This window comes from Micromonospora sp. CA-263727, assembly GCF_050942455.1.
In the GTDB taxonomy this organism is placed as follows: domain Bacteria; phylum Actinomycetota; class Actinomycetes; order Mycobacteriales; family Micromonosporaceae; genus Micromonospora.
In genome coordinates, this window is record NZ_CP192031.1 from 4,794,910 (window position 1) to 4,818,205 (window position 23,296).

General features: G+C 75.2%; 22 protein-coding genes and 1 pseudogene. 17 read left to right on the forward strand and 6 right to left on the reverse strand.

What is annotated here, in order from left to right; translation table 11 throughout:
* Positions 1-9 precede the first annotated feature (9 nt).
* On the reverse strand, positions 10-2,883 hold the full coding sequence (locus tag ACQPYA_RS20915; protein WP_433528788.1) for a helix-turn-helix transcriptional regulator: 2,874 nt from the start codon (positions 2,881-2,883) through the stop codon (positions 10-12).
* A gap of 198 nt (positions 2,884-3,081) precedes the next feature.
* Here ACQPYA_RS20915 and ACQPYA_RS20920 point away from each other — a divergent pair.
* Positions 3,082-4,626: pseudogene (locus ACQPYA_RS20920) on the forward strand (AAA family ATPase); the annotation flags it as partial.
* Between the two features lie 213 nt (positions 4,627-4,839).
* Here the strand turns inward: ACQPYA_RS20920 and ACQPYA_RS20925 are convergent.
* Both ACQPYA_RS20925 and paaI read right to left on the reverse strand, forming a co-directional pair.
* Positions 4,840-5,406: a dienelactone hydrolase family protein gene (locus ACQPYA_RS20925; protein ID WP_433528789.1), complete on the reverse strand. Its 567-nt coding sequence runs from the start codon at positions 5,404-5,406 to the stop codon at positions 4,840-4,842.
* Positions 5,407-5,496: 90 nt separating this feature from the next.
* The gene (gene paaI, locus ACQPYA_RS20930; protein ID WP_433533552.1) at positions 5,497-5,910 is read right to left on the reverse strand and encodes a hydroxyphenylacetyl-CoA thioesterase PaaI; all 414 of its coding nucleotides are present in this window, start codon (positions 5,908-5,910) and stop codon (positions 5,497-5,499) included.
* A 235-nt stretch (positions 5,911-6,145) separates the two neighbouring features.
* On the opposite strand from paaI, the gene ACQPYA_RS20935 reads away from it, so the two are divergent.
* On the forward strand, positions 6,146-6,904 hold the full coding sequence (locus ACQPYA_RS20935) for a class I SAM-dependent methyltransferase (protein ID WP_433528790.1): 759 nt from the start codon (positions 6,146-6,148) through the stop codon (positions 6,902-6,904).
* Between the two features lie 119 nt (positions 6,905-7,023).
* Here ACQPYA_RS20935 and ACQPYA_RS20940 read toward each other — a convergent pair whose 3' ends face one another.
* Together ACQPYA_RS20940 and ACQPYA_RS20945 are read right to left on the reverse strand one after the other, a co-directional pair.
* On the reverse strand, positions 7,024-7,359 hold the full coding sequence (locus ACQPYA_RS20940) for a hypothetical protein (protein ID WP_433533553.1): 336 nt from the start codon (positions 7,357-7,359) through the stop codon (positions 7,024-7,026).
* A 41-nt stretch (positions 7,360-7,400) separates the two neighbouring features.
* Complete coding sequence (locus ACQPYA_RS20945; RefSeq protein ID WP_433528791.1) at positions 7,401-8,684, reverse strand: MFS transporter; 1,284 nt, start codon at positions 8,682-8,684, stop codon at positions 7,401-7,403.
* 163 nt (positions 8,685-8,847) lie between these two features.
* On the opposite strand from ACQPYA_RS20945, the gene ACQPYA_RS20950 reads away from it, so the two are divergent.
* The 7 genes from ACQPYA_RS20950 (at position 8,848) to ACQPYA_RS20980 (ending at position 14,260) form a co-directional block, all read left to right on the forward strand.
* Positions 8,848-9,834: a LacI family DNA-binding transcriptional regulator gene (locus tag ACQPYA_RS20950; protein WP_433528792.1), complete on the forward strand. Its 987-nt coding sequence runs from the start codon at positions 8,848-8,850 to the stop codon at positions 9,832-9,834.
* 211 nt (positions 9,835-10,045) lie between these two features.
* Complete coding sequence (locus tag ACQPYA_RS20955; RefSeq protein WP_433528793.1) at positions 10,046-10,840, forward strand: LppM family (lipo)protein; 795 nt, start codon at positions 10,046-10,048, stop codon at positions 10,838-10,840.
* Complete coding sequence (locus ACQPYA_RS20960) at positions 10,837-11,172, forward strand: hypothetical protein (protein ID WP_433528794.1); 336 nt, start codon at positions 10,837-10,839, stop codon at positions 11,170-11,172. Before ACQPYA_RS20955 ends, ACQPYA_RS20960 begins: the two co-directional genes overlap by 4 nt.
* Positions 11,173-11,185: 13 nt before the next feature.
* A complete protein-coding gene (locus tag ACQPYA_RS20965) occupies positions 11,186-11,794 on the forward strand; it encodes a glycine zipper family protein (RefSeq protein ID WP_433528795.1) in 609 nt (202 codons plus the stop codon).
* Positions 11,791-12,480 carry a carboxypeptidase-like regulatory domain-containing protein gene (locus ACQPYA_RS20970; RefSeq protein ID WP_433528796.1) on the forward strand — a complete coding sequence of 230 codons (690 nt, stop codon included), beginning with the start codon at positions 11,791-11,793 and terminating at the stop codon, positions 12,478-12,480. Before ACQPYA_RS20965 ends, ACQPYA_RS20970 begins: the two co-directional genes overlap by 4 nt.
* A gap of 30 nt (positions 12,481-12,510) precedes the next feature.
* A complete protein-coding gene (locus tag ACQPYA_RS20975) occupies positions 12,511-13,779 on the forward strand; it encodes a phage tail sheath family protein (RefSeq protein WP_433528797.1) in 1,269 nt (422 codons plus the stop codon).
* A 1-nt stretch (position 13,780) separates the two neighbouring features.
* Positions 13,781-14,260, forward strand: coding sequence for a phage tail protein (locus ACQPYA_RS20980; protein WP_433528798.1), 480 nt, complete (start codon positions 13,781-13,783; stop codon positions 14,258-14,260).
* Between the two features lie 139 nt (positions 14,261-14,399).
* Here the strand turns inward: ACQPYA_RS20980 and ACQPYA_RS20985 are convergent, their stop codons facing one another.
* Entirely contained in the window at positions 14,400-14,705 is a 306-nt protein-coding gene (locus ACQPYA_RS20985) for a hypothetical protein (RefSeq protein ID WP_433528799.1), read from the reverse strand.
* Positions 14,706-15,443: 738 nt separating this feature from the next.
* On the opposite strand from ACQPYA_RS20985, the gene ACQPYA_RS20990 reads away from it, so the two are divergent.
* Genes ACQPYA_RS20990 through ACQPYA_RS21025 form a run of 8 tightly spaced genes read left to right on the forward strand, consistent with a single transcriptional unit; the run spans position 15,444 to position 23,274 of the window.
* Positions 15,444-15,968, forward strand: coding sequence for a hypothetical protein (locus ACQPYA_RS20990; protein WP_433528800.1), 525 nt, complete (start codon positions 15,444-15,446; stop codon positions 15,966-15,968).
* Positions 15,968-16,771 (forward strand): hypothetical protein, encoded by an 804-nt coding sequence (locus ACQPYA_RS20995; protein ID WP_433528801.1) that lies wholly within the window; start codon positions 15,968-15,970, stop codon positions 16,769-16,771. Before ACQPYA_RS20990 ends, ACQPYA_RS20995 begins: the two co-directional genes overlap by 1 nt.
* On the forward strand, positions 16,768-18,363 hold the full coding sequence (locus ACQPYA_RS21000) for a phage baseplate assembly protein V (protein WP_433528802.1): 1,596 nt from the start codon (positions 16,768-16,770) through the stop codon (positions 18,361-18,363). The genes ACQPYA_RS20995 and ACQPYA_RS21000 overlap by 4 nt, the downstream gene beginning before the upstream one ends.
* Complete coding sequence (locus ACQPYA_RS21005; RefSeq protein WP_433528803.1) at positions 18,363-18,701, forward strand: hypothetical protein; 339 nt, start codon at positions 18,363-18,365, stop codon at positions 18,699-18,701. The genes ACQPYA_RS21000 and ACQPYA_RS21005 overlap by 1 nt, the downstream gene beginning before the upstream one ends.
* Complete coding sequence (locus ACQPYA_RS21010; protein ID WP_433528804.1) at positions 18,698-19,177, forward strand: GPW/gp25 family protein; 480 nt, start codon at positions 18,698-18,700, stop codon at positions 19,175-19,177. Before ACQPYA_RS21005 ends, ACQPYA_RS21010 begins: the two co-directional genes overlap by 4 nt.
* Positions 19,174-21,771: a putative baseplate assembly protein gene (locus ACQPYA_RS21015; protein WP_433528805.1), complete on the forward strand. Its 2,598-nt coding sequence runs from the start codon at positions 19,174-19,176 to the stop codon at positions 21,769-21,771. Before ACQPYA_RS21010 ends, ACQPYA_RS21015 begins: the two co-directional genes overlap by 4 nt.
* A complete protein-coding gene (locus tag ACQPYA_RS21020) occupies positions 21,752-22,351 on the forward strand; it encodes a phage tail protein (RefSeq protein ID WP_433528806.1) in 600 nt (199 codons plus the stop codon). Before ACQPYA_RS21015 ends, ACQPYA_RS21020 begins: the two co-directional genes overlap by 20 nt.
* Positions 22,348-23,274 (forward strand): hypothetical protein, encoded by a 927-nt coding sequence (locus ACQPYA_RS21025; RefSeq protein ID WP_433528807.1) that lies wholly within the window; start codon positions 22,348-22,350, stop codon positions 23,272-23,274. Before ACQPYA_RS21020 ends, ACQPYA_RS21025 begins: the two co-directional genes overlap by 4 nt.
* Positions 23,275-23,296 lie beyond the last annotated feature (22 nt).

The window sequence follows — 23,296 nt, forward strand, 5'->3', positions numbered from 1 at the left end:
ATCCGATACCTACGAGCGGCCGCGCAGGAAGATGGCGCTGGCCTGAACCCGGGTACGTACCTGGAGCTTGTCGAAGATGTGCGAGACGTGGACGCCGATGGTCCGCTCGCTGATGAACAGCCGCTGGCCGATCTCCTTGTTGGTCAACCCCTCGGCCACGGAGGCCAGCACCTCGCGCTCCCGGGCGGTCAGCGCGGCGAGTTCGTCGCCGCCCTCCCCGGCCGGCGTGCGGTCCCCCACCGGGGTGCGCTCCTCCAGCGTGACCCGGGCCCGGCCGGCCAGGGTACGGATCTCGGCCGTCAACGGCACCGCGCCGAGCCCCTGCGCCGTCTGGTATGCCTGCCGGAGCAGCTTGCCGACGGTCGCGGTGCGGCGCCGTCGGGCCAACAGCGCCTCGGCCTGCCGGAGCCGGGAGTAGGCCGCCGGATACGGGTGGTTGCGGTGGTCCCACTCGGCCGCCGCCCGCGCCCACAGCTCCGGATCAGCCCCGTCCAGGCGGCTCACCTCGGCCGCGCAGAGCGCCAGGTATCCGTCGACCACGTCGCGGACCGGCCGGACCGCGCGCTCGCTCTTGCCGGCCACCCGGTCGGCGATCTGCCGCAGCCGGCGGACCGCGTTGTCGTCCACCTCGACGGTGCGGCTGGCATGCGCCTCGGCCTCGGCGCGCAGCCCGTGCCAGACCAGCACGGCGAGGATGACCAGGTCGTCGGAGCGGGTCTCGGTCAGACCCCGCTGCACCGCGTGCCGGGCCACCTCGTGCCGCCCCTGCCACATGGCCAGCCCGGCGCGCAGGGTGAGCAGCGGGATGACGTGCCGGGCACCGCCGCCGGCCAGCATGGTGGCCACCGCGTCCAGGTCCCGGTCGGCGGCCTCCACATCGCCGTAGCCGACCGAGAGGCGGCAGCGGGCCAGCAGCAGCTCGACCGCGTCCGCGCCGGACGGGCGGTGCCGCAACGCCGCCGCCACGACCTTCTCCGCCTCGGCCCACTGCCCCACCCGGAACAGCCCGTTGGTGGCGATGGCCAGCAACCGGGTCTCGTAGGTGCGGCCCAACCCCAGCTCGGCTACCCGCTCGGCGCCCCGGCGGGCCACCACCACCCCCTCTTCGAGGATGTTCAGCGGCCCGGTCAGCAACTCGGCCAGGTGCAGGTACGCCAGCGCCACGTCCTCCGGGCGGCCGGCTCGCTCGGCGGTGGCCAGCGCCCGGCGCAGCACCGCCAGGCCGGCGTCCGGGTCCTGGCGGTACGCCTCGGAGAAGCCCAGCGCCATGCTTGCCCGCACCACCTCGGTGGTGGCCCCGTCGACCTGCTCGGCCAGCGCCAGCGCCTCCCGCGCCCGCTGGCCGGCGTCGGCGTACCGCCCCAGGTGCAGCAACAACTCGGCCAGGTGGGCGGCGGCGGTGGCCCGCTGCCGGGGCGTGCAGTCGGCGGCGTCCAGCGCGTGCTGGTACTCCGCCTCGGCCAACGCCGACCGGCCGGCGGCGGTCAGGTAGCGGGCCCGACGGATGTGCAGTTCACAGGCCGGGTGGTCGGTGTCGGCGCCGGCCATCTCCTCCAGCAGGACCAACGCCCGGGCGTGCTCGCCGCAGTGGTGGGCGGCCTCGGCCGCGTGCCCCAGCAGGGCGGTGCGGTCGGCGCCGGGCAGCCCTTCGGCCAGCTGCACCGCCACCGACCAGTGCCGGTGTGCCTCGGCGTAGCCGTACAGCCGCTCGGCTTCCTCGGCGGCGGCCGTCGCCGCCGGCAGCGCCCGCTCCGGTTCCCCGGCCAGCCGCCAGTGGTGGGCCAGCCGGGCCTGGTGCAGCTCGCCCGGGGCCGAGGTCAGCGCCTCGGCGTAGCTGCGGTGCAGGACGGCCCGCTCGGCGGGGAGCAACTCGTCCTCCAGCACCTCGGCGACGAGCCGGTGGCGCAGCCGGTAGCCGTCGTGGGAGCCGACCAGCAGCCGGTGGGAGACCGCCGCGCGGACCGCGTCGAGCAGATCCTGCTCCGGCAGCCCGACCACCCGGGCGAGCAGCCAGTGCTCGACCGGTTCCACCCCGGCGGCGACCGCGTGCACGGCCCGGTGCGCCGGCTGGGGCAGGGCGTCCACCCGGGCCAGGAAGACCTCGCGCAGGGTGTCGGAGAGACCGTCGCGACCGTCGCGCAGATCGCGGGAGAGCTCCTCCACCACGAACGGGTTGCCACCGCTGCGCTGCCAGAGCCGCTCGGCGGCCTCCGGGGCGAGCGTCCGGCAGCCGACCGCCGCGGCGAGCCGCTCGGTGTCGGCGCGCTCCAGCGGGGCCAGGTCGAGCACCCGTACCGAGCGCAGCCGGCGCAGCTCGGTGAGCACCCGGCGCAACGGGTGCGCCCCCTGCAACGACTCCGAGCGCACCGCGGCGAGCACCGAGAGTTGCAGGTCGCCGAGGCCGGCGAGCAGGTAGAGCAGCAGCTGGCGGGTGGTCCGGTCGACCCATTGCAGGTCGTCCAGCACGAGCACCAACGGGCGTCCCGCGGCGATCACGCTCAGCCCGCGCGAGACCCGCTCCAGCAGCGCGCCCGCGCCGTCCGGGCCGGCCGCGTCCTCGGCGAACACCGCGAGCAGCGCGCGGACCGAGGCGGCGGCGGCCGGGGCGAGATCGGCGTCGAGCCGGCGCAGCGCCTGGCGCAGCGGGTGCAGCGGCGAGGCGTCGCCGATGTCCAGACAGGAGCCGGTGAGCACCAGGGCGCCCGCGTCACCCAGCCGGTCCCCGACCTCGCGCAGCAGGCGGGTCTTACCTACGCCGCTCTCGCCGGTGAGGAAGACCGCTGCCGTGTTTCCCGGCGCCACGTCGTCGAGCAGCGTGGCACGCATCGTCGCCACCAGGTCGGCCCGACCTACGAGCGGTGTGGTGTCCACGTCGCTGGCCATGGCTCGCAGCCTAGTCACAGGCACCCGCACCGTTCTACCGCCGAAACGCGCCACTCCTACGCATCGCGTCGACAATGCGACCAATGGTTGCGCTCGGCCGACATACGTCGTTCTGCCGATCCGCCGTCAGACCGGGGGTGACAGTCTCCGGACATCGTCGGCACCACGGGGGGAGAGGCGGGTGCGGTCTCCATGCCCATGTCCACCGTCGTCGCTGCTCCAGGACCGGCCAGCCGGACGCGCTGGCCAGTGACCGAGGAGCGGCGCACCATCACCGTCCTCTTCGTCGACATCGTCGGTTCGACCGCACTGGTCGACCGGCTGGACCCGGAAGACGTCCGGGACCTGCAACGAATCTACTTCGGCACCGTCGCCGGAGTGCTGCGGCGCTGGAACGGCGCGGTGGAGAAGTACGTCGGCGACGCGGTGATGGCGCTCTTCGGCGCGCGTGCCGGCGACGGGTGGGAGGCGTACCGGGCGGTGCGGGCCGGCCTGGAAATCCAGCGGGCGCTCGACCGCCGGCCGCTCGCCGCGGCGCCCGGCCTGCGGGTGCGGGTCGGGGTGGCCACCGGCGAGGCCGTGGTGGACCTCGCGGTCGGCCACGACGGTGGGCACGGCGTGGCCAGCGGGGCGGTCATCACGCTGGCCGCCCGGTTGCAGGAGCACGCCCCGCCCGGCGGCGTGGCGATCTGCCCGGCCACCCACCGGGCCGTCGCCGGGCTGATCGCGCAGCGGCCGGTGCCGGGGGTGACGGTGGCCGGCAAGGCCCTGCCGGTGGACATCTGGCACGCCACCGGCACCCTGCGGCCCCGGCCGGCCCGGCAGGACGGGCCGCTGGTCGGCCGGCGCCGGGAGTTGGACACCGCCCGGCAAGGGCTCGCCGAGGCGGTACGCGGGCGCGGCCGTCGGCGGCTGGTGCTGACCGGCCCGCCCGGCAGCGGTCGCAGCCGGTTGCTGCGCGAGCTGGTCCGCGGCACGCCCACGGTGGACGGGGTGCCGGTGCGGTGGTGCGTGGCGGCCTGCCCGCCCTACCCGGACGGACCGCTGGCGCCCATCGCGGACCTGGTCCGCGGGGTGGCCGGGGCCCGCGCCACCGACGCCCCCGAGGTGGTACGCCACCGGCTGGCCGTCACTCTCGGCGAGCTGGTGCCGCCGGAGCGCCTCGCGCCGGTGCTGGACACGGTGGACGGTCTGCTCGGTGCGGCCGGCGCCGCCGCCGGCGCCCGGGCGCTGGCCCGCTGGCGGGACCTGCTGCTGAGCCTCGCCCGGCGACAACCGGTGGTGGTGGCCGTGGACGACCTCGACCGCGCCGCACCGGCGCTCCGCCGGCACCTGGACGCCCTGGTCGACCTGGCCACGGCGGACGGCCTGCCGCTGGTGCTGCTCACCACCGGCACCGACGACGCCGATGCCGGCCGGCCGGCCACCCGGGTACGGTTGGGCCCGCTCGACGCGGTGACCACCGGCAGCCTGTTGCGCCAACTGTTGCGCCGGGCGCGTCGCCCGGTCGCTCTGGCACGGCAGTTGGTCCCGCTGGTCGCCGGCAACCCGGGGCACGCCGTGTCCTACGTGCGGGCGCTCGGCGACGACGATCCGGCGCGGCTGCCCGTCCCGGAAGGCGTACGCCGGGTGGTCGAGGCCCGGCTGGACCGTCTCGACGGCCCTCGGCGGGCCGCACTGATGGCCGTCGCCGCCCTCCCGCCGGGGTGCCGCGTGACCGAGCTGGCCCGGGCACTCGGCTGGCCAACCGGGCAGGTGGCGGCGGCCCTGCTCACCCTGACCGACGCGGGCCTGCTCGTGCCCCTGCCGGCCGGCGGCCAGGACTTCGCCGATCCGGTGCTGCGCCAGGTCGCCGCCGCCCGGCTGCCCCGGACGGTGCGGGCCGCCTTCGCCCGCCGGGCCGACACCGCGACCCCACCGCGCCCCGAACTCGCGAACGACGTGGGGCCGTCGTGGTCAGGGGGAGGCCAGGAAGGCCAGGGCGCGGTCCCAGGTCAGGCCGGCGGCGACCGGGTCGTGGTCGGGCACGGTCGGGTCGGTGAACAGGTGTCCCGCCCCGGGGTAGCGGTGCACCACGACCTCCGCTCCGGCGGCGATCATCTCGCGCCGCCACTGGTCGACCTCGTCGGAGGGGTCGTAGGCATCCGGGTCGGCCAGGTGCAGGTGGATCCGCAGGCCGGGCCGGACCGCCGCCGGGGAACCACCGGTGCCGTGCAACAGCAGCAGGCCGGCGGTGTCGGGACGCTCGGCCAGCATCGCGCCGGCCACCCCGGCGCCCATCGAGAACCCGGCCAGCACGGTCTCGGGCGGCAACCCGTCGAGCGCCGCGTGGGCCCGGTCGAGAACGGTCTGCTGGCCGATCCGGTCGAGCAACCCGAAGCCCTCCTCGACGGTGTCGACGGGCGGCACTCCGTACAGGTCGGGCGCGCGGACCCGGTGCCCGGCGGCGCGCAGCCGGTCGGCGGCGGCCAGCACGGCCGGCCGCAGGCCGTACACCGAGTGGAAGAGCACGACGTGTCCCATCGGCACATCGTGCCCGACGTTCCCGACAGCGCCCGTCCCGCCGCGCGCAGGACAGCGCCGGCGGGTGGTCACGCTGGCCGGCGGACCGGTTCAGAGACTGTCGGGGACCGGTGGATCGCCGGCCGCGCCGGGGGCCGGCCGGAGTACCCGGCTGTGGCCACGGAACTCGGCGACCACCTCCCCGCCCTCGCGGGTCACCGTGACGTCGTAGATCCCGCTGCGGCCGTACCGGGTGCGTTCGGTGGCCCGGGCGACCAGCAGATCCCCCTCCCGGGCCGGGCGGATGAAGGTGATCTCGCCGCCGGCGGCGACGGTGGCCGGGCCGTGGCTGTTGCAGGCCAGCGCGAAGGCGGTGTCGGCCAGCAGGAACACGAACCCGCCGTGGGCGATGCGGTGGCCGTTGACCATGCCGTCGGTGACCCGCATCCGGGCCTGCGCCGCACCGCCGGCGGCGCTGACCAACTCGATGCCGAGCCGGTTCGACGCGACGTCGGCGTCGAACATCTCGTGCGCGGCGGTGCGCTGCGGGTCCACCTGGCTCCTGGGTCGGCGCGGCAGGGCGGTCCCGCCCTCGGACGGACATCATGCCACCGCCGGCCGCCCGGGCTGCGCCAGCCGGGTCGGATCGACAGCTGCGATCCGACCCGGCCCCGATCACCGCTCTGCCATTCTCCCGTATTTGCAAATCACTGGCAACAACTCTGGACGCCGACCCGCTGCCGTAACTAGCTTATGCATCATGAGTCCTTACATCACCGATGCCGCCGCCTGGCAGGAGAGCTGGGACCGGCAGCAGGAGGCGTACCTGCCGGACCGGGAACACCGCTTCGCGGCCATGCTCGACGCGGTCGACGCCGTCCGCGACACCGCACCACCCCGCCTGCTCGACCTGGCCGGCGGCACCGGCACCATCTCGCTCCGCGCGCTGCGCCGCTTCCCCGACGCCGAGGTGACCCTGGTCGACCTGGACCCCGCCCTGCTCGCCCTCGCCGCCGCCTCGCTCGGCGACCGGGCCACCATCGTCACCGCCGACCTCAGCCAACCGGACTGGCCCGCCGCCCTACCGCACCGGCGGTACGACGCGGTGCTCACCGCCACCGCCCTGCACTGGCTGCCCGCCGACCGGCTGGCCACCCTCTACGCCGAACTCCGTGACCTGCTGCGGCCGGGCGGTCTGCTGGTCAACGCCGACCACATGCCCGAGGACACCCTGCCGGAGCTGACCAAGCGCCTGCTGGCCCGCGCCGAGGCACGCCGGCAGGCCCGGCACGCCGCCGGTGCCGCGCTGTCCTGGTCGCAGTGGTGGGAGCAGGCGGCGCAAAACGAAACGCTGCGTCCACTCGTGCGGCAGCGCCACCAGATCTACCCGTCGGGGCACAGCCCGGAGTGGACTCCCCCGGTCTCCTGGCACCTCGGCGCCCTCTCCGACGCCGGCTTCGCCGAGGTCGGCACGCTGTGGCGCGGCGGCGCAGACGCCGCGGTCGTCGCCCTCCGCTGACCGCCCCGAACGTCACGCTGCTCGGTGACGGATGGTGAGCCGGGCCGAGGCCCGGGCGGCGGTCGCCGGGTGAGCCGGCCCGGTGGGGTGAGCCGCCGGGGCCGGCCCGGTGGGTCGGCTCAACGGGCGCGACGTTCCGGGTGGGCCCGGTTCCAGGCGCGCATCCGTTCCGGGTACCCGACCTTGGCCGCCTCGTACAGCGGGATGGCGTGCTTGCGGGCGATCGCGCCGGCGGCCTGCGGCGTGCCGGTGCGGCGGCGGATCCACTCGCCGTCGTGGGCGATGGCCGCCACCGTGGTGTCGGTGGCGGTGGTCTCCGGTTCGAGGTAGAACTCCACGCCCTGCCGGCTGGTGGCGAACTGCACCAGCGAGGCGAGGTCCTCCGGGGTCGCCTCGCGGTCGAGTTTCGTCGGGGTGCCCTGCGCGGCTCGTGGCCGCCGGCTGAACCAGCCCATGCCCGGCTCCTCTCCTCGGCGTACCTCCCAGTGCAGCACCATCACCTGGCAGATCCCTGTGAGTCCGGGGCCGCCGAGCCCGCCCCCGCCGGCTCCCCCGTGCGGCCGGCGGCGGGCGGACGAGCTGCCGGCACCAGCAGCAGGGTCGGCAGCAGGAGCAGCGGTACGACCAGCAGCGCCCGCAGCGTGCCCACGTGATCCCCGAGCAGGCCCAGCAGCGGCGGCCCGGCGAGGAACGCGGTGTAGCCGATCACCGCGACCACGCTGACCCGGACATGGGCGTGCTCGGCCTCGTCGGCGGCGGCGCTCATGCCGACCGGGAAGCCGAGCGAGGCGCCGACGCCCCACAGCACGACGCCGACCACCGCGACCGGGCCGGAGCCGGCGAGCACCGCCAGGCCGGCGCCGACGACGGCGAGCAGGATGGTCGTGGTCAGCACCGGCCCGCGACCCCAGCGGTCGAGGGCCACCGTGCCGAGGGTACGGCCGAGCGTCATGCCGACCACGAAGACGCCGAAGACCGCCGCGCCGGCCGCCTCGCTGAAGCCGTACCCGTCGATGAAGGCCACCGCGAGCCAGTCGTTGGCGCTGCCCTCGGCGAACGCCGCCGCCAGCACCAGCAGGCCGATGAGTAGGGTGCGTGGCTCGCGCCAGGCGGCCAGCAGCCGCCTCCGCCGGCCGGCCGGGGTGCCGGCCCCGGCGTCGGGCTCGGCCGGCAGGAACGCCCGCGCCCCGAGCAGGGTGCCGGCGAACACCAGCGCGGCCAGCACGCCGAGGTGCACCGCGACTGGCAGGCCCAGCCGGGCGGCGCCCGCGCCGAGGCCGGCGCCGGCCACCGAGCCGAGGCTCCAGGCGGCGTGGAAGCGGGGCATCACGGTCCAGCCGAGCCGGCGTTCGACCGCCGCGCCCTCGATGTTCATCGCCACGTCACAGCTGCCCGAGCCGTAGCCGAGGGCGAACAGGCCGACCGCCACCCCGGCCAACGAACCGAGAACGGCGGCCGACACTCCGGCGACGGTCAGCCCGAGAGCGACGAAGAGGGTGGAGAGCACCACCGCACGGGCCGCGCCGAGCCGCTGGGTGACCAGGCCGGCGGTGGGCATGGCGACGATCGCGCCGATGGACATGGCGAGCAGGAGCAGACCGAGGCGGCCGGGGCTGAGGCCGAGCCCGTCGCGGATCGCCGGCACCCGGGAGAACCAGGTGGCGACGGCCAGCCCGTTGAGCGCGAAGACGACCGCCACGCCGTTACGGGCGGCCAGCACGAACCGGGGCGGACCCGAACTGGTGGGCGGTGTCGCGGGCGTGGTGGTGGCGGGGTCCACGTACGTTCCGATCCTCTCCTCGGGCGGACTGGATAACGATCACACACCTGGGAGCGCTACCAGCACAATCCATTCCCGGTCCTTACCCCGGGCTGCCCTGCGGGAGGATGATGCGGATGGCTGCCCGCGGGCCGAGCGGGCGACAGGCAACGGGGAGTGAATCATGACGACGGCACGCCGGCCCGCCACCCTGAACGACGTCGCCCGCGCCGCCGGGGTGTCCCGGTCGACCGCGTCGCGGGTCATCGCGGGCACCGGATTCGCCTCCCCGTACGCGCGCCAGCGGGTGCGTACCGCCGCCGACCTGCTCGGCTACCGGCCGAACGCGGCGGCCCGGGCGCTGGTGCGCGGCGGTGGCGTACGGCTGCTGGTGGCGGTGGCGGGCAGCAGCCCGGCCGTCCTCGACGACAGCTACGTGGACCAGGTGGTGAGTGCCACGGCGCGGGTCTGCGCGCCGCACGGCCTGGGGGTCGCGGTCGAGTGGGTGCCGCTGGACGCGCCGGGGCGGCTGGCCGAGCTGACCGACGACCGGGGCGTGGCCGGCCTGCTGCTGGTCAACACGACCGCGCCGCTGCTCGACCTGGTGCCGCAACGGCTGCACGGGCGGGCGGTGTCGATCGGGATCGGCTCGGCCGCGGTGCCGTCGGTGGACATCGACAACGCCGGTGGCACCGCCGCCATCGTCCGCCACCTGTACGCCTCCGGGCGCCGGCGGATCGCGATGGTGACCGGTCCCCCCTGGCTGATCTGCTCGCACCGCTCGGTGGAGGCGTACCGCCGGCTGCTGCGCGACGCCGGCCTGCCGGCCCGGGAGGTGGTGGGTGACTTCAGTGCGGCCCGGGGTCGCACGGCCGCCCGGGAGGTGCTGCGCCGCTGGCCGGACACGGACGCGATCGTCGGGATCAGCGACGCCACCGCGCTGGGCGTGATCGGCCGGCTCCGCGCCGACGGCGTGCAGGTGCCCGGCGACGTCGCGGTGACCGGCTTCGACGACATCCCGCTGGCCTCGGTGACCGCTCCGGCGCTGACCACGGCGAGCCATCCGGTACGGGAGATCGCCACCGCCGCGGCAACCGTGGTGCTGGAGCAGCGCCCGGCCCCGGCCCGGACCCTCTTCCCCTCCACCCTGGTCCGCCGCGACAGCGCCTGACCTGTCCGGCGGGGAGATCCTGGTACGGCAGAGCCGCTCGGGGCGCCGTTTCCCGCCAAGCTCTGATTCGGCCGGCGGTCAACCCTTCAGGATAGCCATTTTGACGGTTTCCGACCTCGGCCGAATGTGACTGGCCACCGGTAAGATCGGCGACTGGCTTGTGACTGATCGCTGACTGATGGCTCCGACGCCAAGCGCACAGACTGAGCCCATGAATACGGGGTCTGGGCGCACCAAGATATTCCGCGGCGCGGCGTGTCTCGCCCTACTGGCAGTCCTTTCCGGCTGCATGCAACTCAACGCCGGGCTGACCGTCAACGCCGACGACACGGTCAGCGGCCAGCTCCTGCTGACCGCCGAGCGCAGCGTGCTGACCTTGAACAACAGGCCGGTCGAGGCCGGCTTCGCCGAGCTTCGCCAGAATATTCCGGCGCTCCCGCCCGGCCCGGAGACACGGTACGAGGACCCGACGCACTTCGGCTCCCAGATCAACTACCAAAAAGTGCCCCTCGGACAATTCGACAGCGAAAGTCTGAGTATCGTTCGCGAGGGCGACCGCTACGTGTTCACCCTTCCGCTGGATCCGAAGAAGTACGGCGGAAAAGTGGCCGAGCAGGATCCACAGAATCAAGCCCGATTCATGTCGTTGATGTCGTTCGAGATCACCGTGACCTTTCCCGGTCGGGTGCTGGACGTCAGCGCGGGCGGCCAGGTCAACGACCGCACGGTGACCTGGCGGGTCAACCGCAACGAACCGAAGCCCGCCGAACTGCGCGCCGTCGCCGAGGCCCCGCCCCGGCCGTCCGCCGCGGCCGACGAGGAGGACGCCGGTGGCGGCTTCCCCTGGTTGCTCGTCGCCGTCGGTGCGGTGGTGCTGCTGATCGGCGCGGTGCTCGTCGTACTCCTGCTGCGCCGCCCCCGGGCCGGCATCGTCGCCCGCCCGGCGGGCGACACCCACCCACATCCCACCCCGCACCTCGCAGAACCGAAGGGGGATCGGCGATGAACGATCTCTTCACCTGGGCCGCGCTGGGCAGCCTCACCGGCGCGAGCGCCGCGACGCTGCTCGCCACCAACGTCATCGGCGGACTGATCGGCCCGAGCGCCGACAAGGCCCGCAAGTGGATCGCACTGGGCATCGCGCTCGCGTTGTCGTACCTCACCGCGGCCCTCGCCACCGACGCGGGCGCCGAGAAGTGGGTCATCGCGTTCTTCAACGGCCTGGTCATCTTCTCCGCCGCCCTCGGCGTCAACCAGCTGCCGCCCGGCAACCGGCAGGCGACGCCGACCCAACTGGCGCAGGGCACCGAGCCCCGCTTCATCCGGTCGTGGGCCTGAGAGGAGCAGGGTCATGGTCTACGGAATCATCAGCGCCGCCGTCCATGTCGCGACGGGCGCCGTGCTCGGCCAGCTCGCCGGTGGCACGATCGGGCTGCTCGTCGGTGCCGGTGTCGGCCTGCTCGTCGGGGCCGTCTTCGGTTGGGCGATCGTCTCGGCCCAGGTCTACTCGTCCGCTCCCCGGGGCGTGTTCCTCTTCGTCGTGGACCACACCTGGAGCCTGCTGAACACCCTCGTCGGCGCGATCTACCTCGCGCTGCACCTGGTCTTCGGCCACTCGCTGGACCGGGCCACCTCCCAGCACAGCTGCCGGGTCAACGTGGTCGAGGGGGTCTCGCCCCGCTACGCCACCACCCTCGGCACGGTCTGCGCCGGCTCCAGCTCCGGCATCCAGCGCCACGAGGACGTGCACATCTTCCAGGCCCGCCTGCTCGGCCCGCTGTACATCCCGCTGGTCGTGGCCAACTACGTCCTGTTCACCATCGCCCCGGTGTGGCTGCTCTACCACGACCACGCCGGCGCGCCGATCAACCGCTTCACCCGGTACTTCGAGATCGGCGTCTATCCGCACGTGTGGAACGAGGCAATCGCGTACCGCATCCAGGGGACGCCGCCGCGATGACCGGACCCGGTCCGATCGAGACGGCCACCGCCGAACTGGCGGCCTGGCTGGCCGGGGCGGCAGGGGGCGCCGTCCCGGTCGGCCCGCCCCGACCCGACGCCGACCCGGGCCGGTTGACCCTGTGGCCGCTGGAGCTGCTACCGGCCCGGCAGACCCGGGGCAGCGGCGGCCCGGAGCCGTACCGGCTCACCGTCCGGTACCTGCTCGCCGCCGGCGGGCCGGACGCCCTCCCGGCGCTGGACCGGGTGCTCGTCGCCGCCACCGCCGCAGGCGGGCGCACGCTCGTGCTGGAGGCCGGCGACCCGGCGCTGTGGTCGGCGTTCGGGGCGCCGCCCCGGCCGTCGCTGCTGATCGACGTGGCCGTGCAGGTCACCCACCCGAGCGAGCCGGCCGCGCCGGTACTGCGGCCACTGCGGCTACGGCAGCTGGACATGCTGGCCTTCGACGGGCGCGTCGTCGGCCCGGCCGACCAGCCCCTCGCGGCGATGCGGGTCGAGGTCGTCGGTCAGCCGAACGCGGCGCAGACCGACCCGGCGGGCCGTTTCCGGCTCGTCGGGGTGCCCCACGATCCGGAACGCCCCGGCCCGGTCCGGCTCCGGCTCACCGGTCGTGGGCAGGTGCTCACGGCCGAGGTCGACCCGGCCGACCCCGACATCGTCATCGTCTGCGCCCCACCGTCCCGCTGACCCGCTGACCCGATCCGCACGGGAGGACCGATGCCCACCTACTTCTCACCCGGCATCTACGTCGAAGAGGTGCCCAGTGGCGCCCGGCCGATCGGACCGGTCGGCACCAGCACCGCGGCCTTCGTCGGCGTCGCACCGGACCGTACCGCCCATCTCGGCGAGGCCCTCGCCGTGAACAACTGGACCGACTTCCTCCGGCTGTACGCCGACGGTGACCAACTGGAGAGCACCCCGCTGGCCCGGGCGGTCTTCGGCTTCCTCGACAACGGTGGCACCCGCTGCTGGGTGGTCAACGTCGGCGAGAGCGGCGCGATCGCCGGCACCGGCCGCCAGCGGGGCGGGCTGAGCCTGCTGGAGGCGGTCGACGAGATCTCCATCCTGGCCGCGCCCGGCTTCCACGACCCGGTCTCGCACGAGGCGCTGCTGAGCATGGCCGAGAAGACCCGCACCATGGTCGCCATCTGCGACCCGGCTCCCGACATCGACGACATTTCCACCCTCACCCGGGTCGCCACGCCCGGCTCGGCCCGCCCGGCCAAGCCGAGCGACGCCACCGACCCGGGCGCCCCCGCAGCCGGCCCCGCCGGTGGTGGGGGCGGAGGCGGCGGTACGGCCGCAGGCGGTGGCCCGGTGGCGTACCGGCCCCGGCAGTCGGACTTCGGCGCCCTGTACTACCCCTGGCTGCGGGTACGCGACCCGCTCTCCGGCGAGCTGGTGCTCACCCCGCCGAGCGGGCACATCGCCGGCATCTGGGCCCGGACCGATGCCCTGCGCGGGGTACACAAGGCGCCGGCCAACGAGCCGGTGCGGGGCGCGGTCGACCTGGGCCACCTGGTCACCCGGGCCGAGCACGACGTGCTCAACCCCAAGGGCGTCAACGTGATCCGGTACTTCCCCGGGGAGGGCATCCGGGTCTGGGGTGCGCGTACCCTCGCCGCCGAGGCCAGCGAGTGGCGTTACCTGAACGTCCGCCGGCTCTCCATCGCCATCGAACAGGCCATCGCCAACGGCACCCGCTGGATGGTGTTCGAGCCGAACGACTACACGCTGTGGCGGTCGATCCGCCGGGACATCGGCGCCTTCCTCACCCGGGTCTGGCGCGACGGGGCGCTGCTGGGGCGTACGCCGGAGGAGGCGTTCTTCGTCAAGTGCGACGAGGAGACCAACCCGGCCGACGTCCGCGACGCCGGGATGGTGGTCGCCCACATCGGCATCGCCGTGGTCAAGCCCGCGGAGTTCGTGGTGTTCAAGCTGAGCCAGTGGGCCGGCGGCACCGAGACCGAGACGATTGGAGGCTGACATGGCGACCACGGCCACTCCGCAGCCGGGCGCCCCGGTCGACCCGTACCGGGCGTACAACTTCAAACTGCTTGTCAACGGCGTCACCAACGGGCACTTCACGGAGGTCAGTGGCCTGGAGGTGAACATCCCCGCGGTGCCGTACCGGGAGCAGGGCAACGACCGGATCCGGATGGTCCCCGGGCAGGTCGAGTACGGACCGGTCACCCTGCACTTCGGCCTCACCTCCTCGCGGGAGTTGTGGGACTGGGTGCACGCGGTCGCCCGGGGCACGGTCAACCGACGCAACGTCTCGGTGGTGCTGCTCGACGCCGCCGGCACGGCCGAGGTGCTGCGCTGGAACCTGATCAACGCCTGGCCGACCAACTGGCGCGGCGCCCACCTGAACACCCTCGGCCAGGAGATCGCCATCGCCGCCCTGACGCTGCGCTACGAGAGCCTGGAACTGGAGGCCGGTGGTGCCGCGCCGACTCCCGCGTAGCTGGCTCGCCGGCCGGCTCCGGTCCGCGGCGCGCGCCGTGGATCGTTTCGCCGGTGTGGTCGACGCCTCCCCCACCACCGGACCGGAGACCCGGCCGATCGGCGGCACGGCCACCGCGTCAGCCGGCGGCGCGGCCGGGTCAGCCGGCGGCGCAGTCGGCGGGACGGACGGTGGCATGGGTGGCGGGACGGACGGTGGCACGGGCGGCGGGGCGGGTGGTGGCACGGCCGCGGGCGACGCCGGGGCGTACCGGCGACCGGGCCAGCCGCCCGAGCACTGGCTGCGGGTGGTCGCGGCGCACGCTCCCGGCCTGCTGCGCGACCTGGCCGGCGACCCGCCGCCGGCCGGCGCCACCGCGACCACCGAGTACGACGCTTCGTGGCCCGGACCGGTCGACCACCGGGAACCCGAGGCCGAAGACCCGGTGGATCCCGGCGCGGCCCACGGGCCGGAGCTCTCCACCCCGCACGGCACGCCGCCGACCGGCACCCGCGGCGCGACCCTGTGGTGGCCCGCAGCGCGGCCGGCCGCCCCCGGAGCGCGCGGGACCGCCCCCGCCTCGGCCGGCGACCCGGTCGCGTTTCCGTCCTTTGCCCCGCCTCAACCGATGCGACGGCCAGGGCCGGGGTACCGGACGCCGGGCGTTGCGTGGAGTGAAGCAGAGCAAAGGGGCAACGCAGGAGTACCGCGGGTCGGCCCGGGGACGTCCGGCGCGACGGTGCCGCCGGGGTCCGCGCGGCTGCCCGCGGGGGCCGACGAGGCCAGCGCACGTCCACCCCTGGCGCCACCCGATCCGCTCCTGGCGGGGCCGACCTTTCCGGCGGCCCCAGGACCGGGCCGGCATCCCGGCGGGCCGGCCGGACCGCACCTGCACGTGGCCGGGACCGGAGCGACCGGGGCAGGAACGGGCCCGGCGGAAGTCGGATCGCCCCCGACAGGAGTCGGGTCGGTGTCGGGATGGGATCCGGCCGCCGGACAAGGACCGGCGCCGGGAAGCGGATCGGCTGCCGGAAGCGGACCAGGGCAGGGCTGGGGACCAGGACAAGGACGGGGACCAGGGCAGGCACGGGGAGCAGGGCAGGCACGGGGAGCAGGGCAGGCACGGGGAGCAGGGCAGGCACGGGGAGCGGAGCGGGGCGGCGGATCGGCGCAGGGACCGGGATGGGCGCGAGGCGACGGATCGGTGCTGGGCTTCGGCCGGACGCCGGAGGCGGAGGCCGGCCCGGCGGGAAGGGGCCGGTTCGGCGTTGTCATCGGCGGGACGCCTCCGGGGCCGGGCCGGGGTGGCACGGCCGGCCGGCAGGTCGCCGGAGGGTACCGGGCGGCCGGCGACGGCCGGCCGGGCACGGACAGCCGGGCCGGCACGGGCAGCCAGGCAGCCATCGACGGCCGGGCATGCCTGGACGGCCGGGCCGGCCTGGACGGCGGGCTTCCGCTCGGGGGCCGGCGCCCGGCGGGTGACCCGCTGCCGGCCGGCGACGGGCTCTGGCCCGGCAGCGGGCTGCCGGGCGGTGCCGGGCGCCGGCCCGACGGGGTGCGCGCGCCGTGGCCGGACCTTGCCCCGACGGGACGGTCGAGCGGCCGGTGGGGCCGGCCCGACCCCTGGCCGGTGCTGCCCGACGACCGGCCGCTGTGGTCGGTGCCCGACCCGGGCGGCGCCGACGCCGAACAGCTGCGTCGGCTGGACCGCGAGCAGGCGGGTGGCTGATGGAACGGGTCGCCTTCCTCATCGACGCCACCGGCGAGCGGGTCGACTGTCTGCTCAACCCGGAGACGGTCCAGGTGACCCGGCTCGCCGGGGTACGGCAGCGGGGCAGCGCCGGCACCCAGCTCACCGGCGCCGGCTCGGCCGACGACCCGCTGGTCTTCACCGGCGGCGGGCGCACCGAACTCGTCCTCGATCTGCTCTTCGACACCGACTTTGCCGAGGGACAGGTGCGCCCGGCCGACGTACGGGCACTCACACGTCCACTGTGGATGCTCGCGGAGAACTCGACGGTCGAGCACGGCTGGGTCCGGCCACCGCTGGTCCGGCTGGTCTGGGGCAAGACCTGGAACGTGCCCGGAGTGGTCGTCGCCGTCGCCGAGCGGTTCGACGCGTTCACCGCCACCGGCTCGCCGCGCCGCTCCTGGCTACGGCTCAAGCTGGTCCGGGTCGCGGAGGACGCCGACCGGGCCCGGGAGGGCTTCGCCGAGGAGCTGGCCGTGGCGCAGACCCCGGCCGTCGCGCCGGGCACGGCCGTGGTCGCCGCCGGCGACGGCACCGCCGCGGGCGACTCCTCCGGCGTACGCTTCGACCTGCTCGCCCACGACGCGCTCGGCTCGCCGCTGCGTTGGCGGCTGCTCGCCGAACACAACCGGATCACCGATCCCCTCGCGGTGCCGGCCGGCACCGCCCTGGCCGTGCCATCGCTCGTCGCCACCGCCGCGCGCAGCGGCCTCGCGGTCGGGCAGAGCAGCGCCGCCGCGTACGGGCAGAGCAGCGCCGCCGCGGCCGGGAGCGGGTCGTGACCGCCGCCGCGCCCCGGGCGCTGACCGTGCTGCTCGACGGCGACCCGCTGCCCGACGCGCTGGCCGGTCGGGTGACGTCGGTGCGGGTGGCCGCCCGGCTGGACCGGCCCACCCAGTGCGAGGTGGCACTGACCGGCGCCCCCGGCGCGGCGGCGCTGACCGGCCCGCTGCCGGTCGGCGCGGCCCTGGACGTCCGCCTCGACGGCCGTCCGGAGGCGCTGTTCACCGGCGAGGTCACCGCCGTCGAGATCGAGTACGCCGCCGACGGCGCCGCCACCCTGCGGGTCCGGGCGTACGACGCGCTGCACCGGTTGCGCAAGCGACAGCGGCTGCGGGTCTTCGAGTCGGTGACCGCCGCCGAGCTGGCCGCCGAACTCTGCGCCGACCTCGGGCTGACCGTCGACGCCCAGGAGGAGGGGCCGCAGCTGGACCGGCTGGCGCACCACCGTCCCAGCGATCTCGACCTGCTGTTGGAGGTGACCGGCCGGGCCGGACTGCACCTGAGCGTCGACGGCGACGTGCTGCGCCTGCTGACCCTCGACGGTCACGGCGAGCCGATCCCCCTCGAACTCGGCCGCGACGTGCACGGCCTGCGGTTGTCGGTCAACGCCGACACCGCCGCCGGGGAGAGCGCGGCGCTGGGCTGGCATCCGCAGCGGGCCGAACCGATCGCCCAGAGCGCCGGCCGGCCCCGCTGCGGACGGCGCACGCCGGTGGACCCGGATCCGGCCGACGTCGGCGCCGACGGCCCCCGCACCGCGCTGGACCAACCCGGCCGCAGCGACGACGAGATCGCCGCGCTGGCCCAGTCCCGGCTGGACATTCGGGCCGCCGCCCTGGTCACCGCCGAGGGAACGGCCGAGGGCGATCCCGCGCTGCGCCCCGGTCGCCGGATCCGGCTGGCCGGCGTGGCCGAGCCGGTGGCCGGCACTTACGTGCTCACCGAGGTGGTGCACACCCTCGACGCGAACGGACACCTGGCCCGCTTCTCCACCGCCCCGCCGCCGGCACCGCCGGCCGGGCCGCCCGCCCCGGCGGTGGTCACCCTGGGCACGGTCACCGACGTGACGGATCCCGACCGGCTGGGCCGGGTGCGGGTGGAGTTGCCGGCGTACGGCGGGGCGGACGCCGGCTGGCTGGCGGTGCTCTGCCCGGGGGCGGGCCGGGGCAAGGGGCTGGTGGCGCTCCCCGATCCGCAGGACAGCGTGCTGGTGGCGTTGCCCGGTGGCGAACCGGCCTCGGGCGTGGTGCTCGGCTCGCTCTTCGGCACGGTCGAGCCGTACGACAGCGGGGTGGACGACGGGCGGGCCCGGCGCTGGTCGCTGCGGACCGCGGGCGGGCAGCAGGTGGTGGTCGACGACGTGGCGCGCAGCCTGCGGCTGAGCACCGACGCCGGCAGCTGGCTGGAGCTGACCCCGCAGCTGACCACCCTGCACGCCGCCACCGACCTGGTGCTCTCCGCCCCGGGCCGGGCCATGGTGGTACGCGCCCGCAGCGTCGACTTCCTGCACGCCGAGGCGGCCGAGGACGCGGAGACCGCCGCCGAGCGGGCCCGCACCCTCGCCCGCGCCCACCATGAAGGAGGCGGCTGATGCGCTGGATCCACCGCGACTCGGTGATCAGGTGCAGCCACGACGGCCGGGTCCGCAACCAGGCTTCACAACAGTGGGTGGCCCTGGCCGGCGTACCGGTGCTGGTCGCCGACGACCCGAAGGGCCGGGAGATCGTCGCCTGCCCGAACTACGGCGCGACGGTCAAGCCGTGCACGAAGACCGAGCCGGTGCGGACCGGCTACAGCGAGTGGGTGCGGGTCGACGGTCACCGGGTCGTGCTGTCGCACCTGGAGGGGTTCACCGACGGCAGTCCACCCGGCCAGTTCACGTACCGGGTGCGCGACCCCCGGCAACGCTTCGTGGGGGCCGACCGGTGAGGGCCATCCGGTTCGTCGGCGCCGGCTTCGACCCCGGTCAGGGCGGCGGGCTCGGGCTGACCGCGGCCGGCGGGCTGGCCATGACCGACGGCGACGAGACCGTACGCCAGGCGCTGTTCCTGCTGCTGTCCACCACGCCGGGCGAGCGGCTGATGCGTCCCGGGTACGGCTCCCGCCTGCACCGGCTGGTCTTCGCCCCGAACGACGACACCACCGCCGGCCTGGCCATCCACTACGTACGCGCGGCCATCGCCCGCTGGGAGCCCCGCATCGACGTGCTCGACGTGGACGCCGGGCCGGACCCGGACGACCCGTGGCGGCTGGTGATCCGGCTCGACTACCGGATCCGGGCCAGCCTCACCCCGGGCCAGCTGGTCTTCTCGGTCGACCTGCTGCCCGCCGACGACGACCCGCCCGCGGGGCCGGCTACCGGACCGAGCGCCGATTCCGGCACCGACGCAGAGGAGGAACGATGACGCTGCCCGTGCCGCACCTGGACGACCGGACCTTCCTCGACCTGGTCACCGAGGCCCGGGAGCGGATCCGGCAGTCCTGCCCGGGCTGGACCGACCTCTCCGCGCACGACCCGGGCATCGCCCTGCTGGAGGCGTTCGCGCACCTCACCGAGGTAATGATCTACCGGCTGAACCAGCTGCCGGAGAAGGCGTACGTCTCCTTCCTGAACCTGCTCGGGGTGACCCGGCACGCCCCGTCGGCGGCCTGGGCGGAGGTGCGGTTCACCCGGACCGGCCCCGACGACGCGCCGTTGCGGATCCCGGCCGGCACCCGGGTGGCCGCGGCCCGGGGCGCCGACCCGCGGCCGGTCGTCTTCGTCACCTGCGAACCGGCGCTGCTCGCCGCCGGGCAGCGCGAGGTGACCGTACGGATGCACCACTGCGAGCCGGTCGAGGCGGAGCTGCTGGGCGTGGGCACCGGGCAGCCGGGCCAGGTGCTGCGCGCCGAACGGGCCCCGCTGGCACGGACCGCCGAGCCGCTGGACCTGCTGCTGGGGGTCGAGGTGCCCACCGGGTCGGTGGAGCTGGGCGCGGCGGCCCGGGAACACGAGGGACGCACCTTCGAGATCTGGCGCGCGGTGGACAGCTTTGCCGGGCTCGGCCCGCAGGACAAGGCGTACCTGGTGGACCGCTGCTCCGGCACGGTGACCTTCGCCCCGGCGCTGGACCTGCGCGGGCCCGACGGTGACCCGTCGCCGTCGTTCGGGGACGGTCCCGTGGCGGCGGTGCCGCCGGCCGGGCGGCAGGTGCGGCTCTGGTACCGGGCCGGTGGCGGGCCGGCCGGCAACGTGGCCGCGGGCACCCTGACCAGCCTGCGTGACCCGCTGCCCGGGGTGAAGGTGGTCAACCCGCTGCCGGCGGCCGGCGGCCGGGAGATGGAGGCCATGGAGTCGGTGCTGCTGCGCGGGCCGTACGCCTTCTTCGCCCAGCAGCGCGCGGTGACCGCCCGGGACTTCGAGGTGCTGGCCACCGCCGCCGGCGGGGTGAGCCGGGCCCGCGCCTTCACCCGGGCCGCCGTCTACAGCTTCGCCCGGCCGGGCGAGGTGGAGGTGGTGCTGGTGCCGTACGTGCCGGCCGACGCCCGACCCGGCGGCCAGCTGCCGGTGGAGGTGCTGCGCGAGCACGAGGTCGAGGAGGCCCGGCTGCGGGTCGAGGCGGACCTGGAACGCCGCCGCTCGCTGGGCGCCACCTGCCGGGCGAGCTGGGCGCGGTACAAGGCGGTGTCGATCCGGGCCCGGGTGGTGGTCCGCCGGGAGGAGGACGTCGACGCGGTCCGACGCCGCATCCACGACCGGCTGCACCAGACGCTCAGCCCGCTGCCCACCGCGCTCAACCCGGCCGGCTGGGCGTTCGGCGAACCGCTGCGCGCCTCCAACGTGTACCGGCTGCTGGAGCACGCCGAGCCGGGGGTGCGCTACGTCGAGTCGGTGCGGTTCGTGGTCGACGAGGCGCCGGACAACCAGGTGCGTACCCTCGCCGCCGACCAGTACCAGCCGCAAACCTGGTACGCCGGCAGCGGCGAGGTGCTGTTCCGCTCCACCAACGGCGGGGCCGGCTGGGAACCGGCGGGCCGCTTCGACGGGGAGACCGTGCAGCGGGTGGCCCCCGCCCCCGCACCGGTCCGGCCGGGGATCGTGCCCCGTCCCGGCTCGGTGGCGGTGGCCACCGTACGCGCCACCGGCGGCTCCCGGGTGCACCTGAGCACCGACCTGGGCGAGACCTGGTCGCTCCTGGCCGACCTGGACTCACGGATCAGCGACCTGGCCTGGATCGACCGGGACGGCGCGGGAGCGCTGCTGGTCGCCACCGACACCGGCCTGTACGAGGTGTCGCTGCTGCCCGGCGCGGTGCCGTTGCAGATCCTGGTCGACCCGGCCGACGCCGACCGCGGCTTCTACGCGGTGCGGGCGTTCGTCTCCGAGCGCGGCGCCCCCGGCGTGGCGGTGGCGGCGCAGGCCGGTTTCGGGGTGTACCTGTCGGGCAACGCCGGCCGCCCCGGCAGCTTCGCCCACGTCGGCCTGGCCAACGTCGACAACCGGGTGCTCGCCGTGCAGTACGACGGGCCGGCCACCCTGCTGTGGAGCGGCGCCGGTGAGCCGGACCCGAAGAAGCCGGGGCAGGGCTGCTTCCGGGCCCGGCTCTTCGAGTCCGACGTGAAGTGGCAGGCGGTGCAGGCGGGCTGGATCGGCGGCACCTGCCGGGACCTCGCCTTCAGCGGCACCCTGGCGCTGGCCGCCACGCAGAGCGGCGGGGTGCTCCGGCTGGACACCCTCGCGGCGCAGCCGCAGTGGGCGCCGGTGATGGTCAACTGCGGGTTGCCGCTGCGCGACCGCACCCGGTTCGTGCCGGTCGACGCGATCGCCGCCGCCGGGCCGGAGCGGCTGCTGCTGGCCGGCGGCGAACGCGGGGTGCACCGCAGCGCCGACGCGGTCGACTGGTCGGCCAGCGCCAACCAGGCCACCGCCGACGTGGTGACCGTCCCGGATACCTGGCTGCTCTGCTCCGGCGAGCACGACATCGAGGTGGTGCGGCAGGATGCGTCGAGCGGCCATTGATCGGCTGCTGCCCGCGGCGTACCAGCGGGCCGCCGTGCCGGGCAGCGTGCTCTGGGCGCTGCTGGACGTGATGGAGGCGCTGCACGCCCCGGACGAGGCGGTGCTGGCCGAGGTCGACGCGCTCTTCGCGCCGTACCGGGCGCCGGGCGGCATGGTCGCGTACCTGGCCGGCTGGGTGGCGATGGACCACGTGGTCGCCGCGCCTCGGCGGGACGCCCCGCTGCCGCTGCCGTTGAGCCGGCTGCGGGACCTGGTCGCGCACGGCTCGCTGCTGGCCGCCTGGCGGGGCACCCCGTACGGGCTGCGCACCGCCCTGGAGCTGGCCACCGGGGTTACCGGTTTCGTCCTCGACGAGCCGGTCGACCGGCCCTTCCACGTGGTGGTCCGGGTGCCCACGGCCGCCGCCGACCAGCTGACGCTGGTGGGTCGCATCGTCGAGGCGGAGAAACCGGCCGCCGTCACCGCCGAGATCACCCTCGAAGCGTCCCCGCCGGACCGTGCGGTCGGCCGGGCCAGCGTCCCGCCCCTCTCCCCTGCTGCCCCCACCCCGCCCGTATCCGCTCCCGAGGAGCCGTCATGACCACCGAATGGACCGTCGTCGCCGCCGCCGGACAGTTCACCCTGGACGCCCGCAACGCCGGAGAGCTGACCTTCACCGTCTCCAACCCGGGCTTCGCGCCGGACACCGTGGTGTTCGACGTGGCGCCCGGCGAGGGAACGCAGCGGTCGTGGTTCACCGTCACCGAGCCGCAGCGGGTGGTGCCCGGGCAGGGATCGGTCTCCTTCCTGGTACGCCTGGCCGTGCCGCCGGGCACCCCGCCGCGTCGCTACGACATGACCGGCTTCGCGTACTCGGCGAACACCGCGCCGGAGGAGAGTTCCCGCTCCAGCGGACGGGTCACCTACGAGGTGCAGGCGGTGGCGCCGCCGAAGCGCACGCCCTGGCCGTGGATCGCCGCGGCGGCGGCGCTGGTGCTGGTGGTCTCGGGGGTGGTGGTGTTCCTGGTGACCCGGGGCGAGGATCCGCCGCCGGCGCCCCCACAGGTGGTGACCATCGAGGCGGAGACGCTGGTGGCCGGGGCACGGGTCGACTCCCCGTCGGGCTCCACGGCCAGCGTGGCGGTGCAGGGGAACTGCTGTGCGGTGACCTGGTCGCAGGACGCCCAGCTGTTCTTCCTCGGCCGGGCGATCAACGACCGGGTGACCGTGACGGTGGAGCTACCCGCCGACGCCACCTGGCAGTTCTCCGCCGTGCTGACCACCGCGCCCGACTACGCCAACACGGTGTTCCTGATCGACGGCCGGCAGGTCGGTGACCCGTTCATCGGCTACACCTCGAAGGTGCAGATCACCGACTGGATCGACGTGGCCCAGGTCCGACTCACCAAGGGCGCCCACCAGCTCACCATGATCGCCATCGGCAAGACCCAGAGCACCGACCGCTACTTCGCCGGCATCGACGCCCTCCGCTTCACCGAACTACCCCCCACCGATAACCGATGACCACCCCAACCCCCGTCGTGGA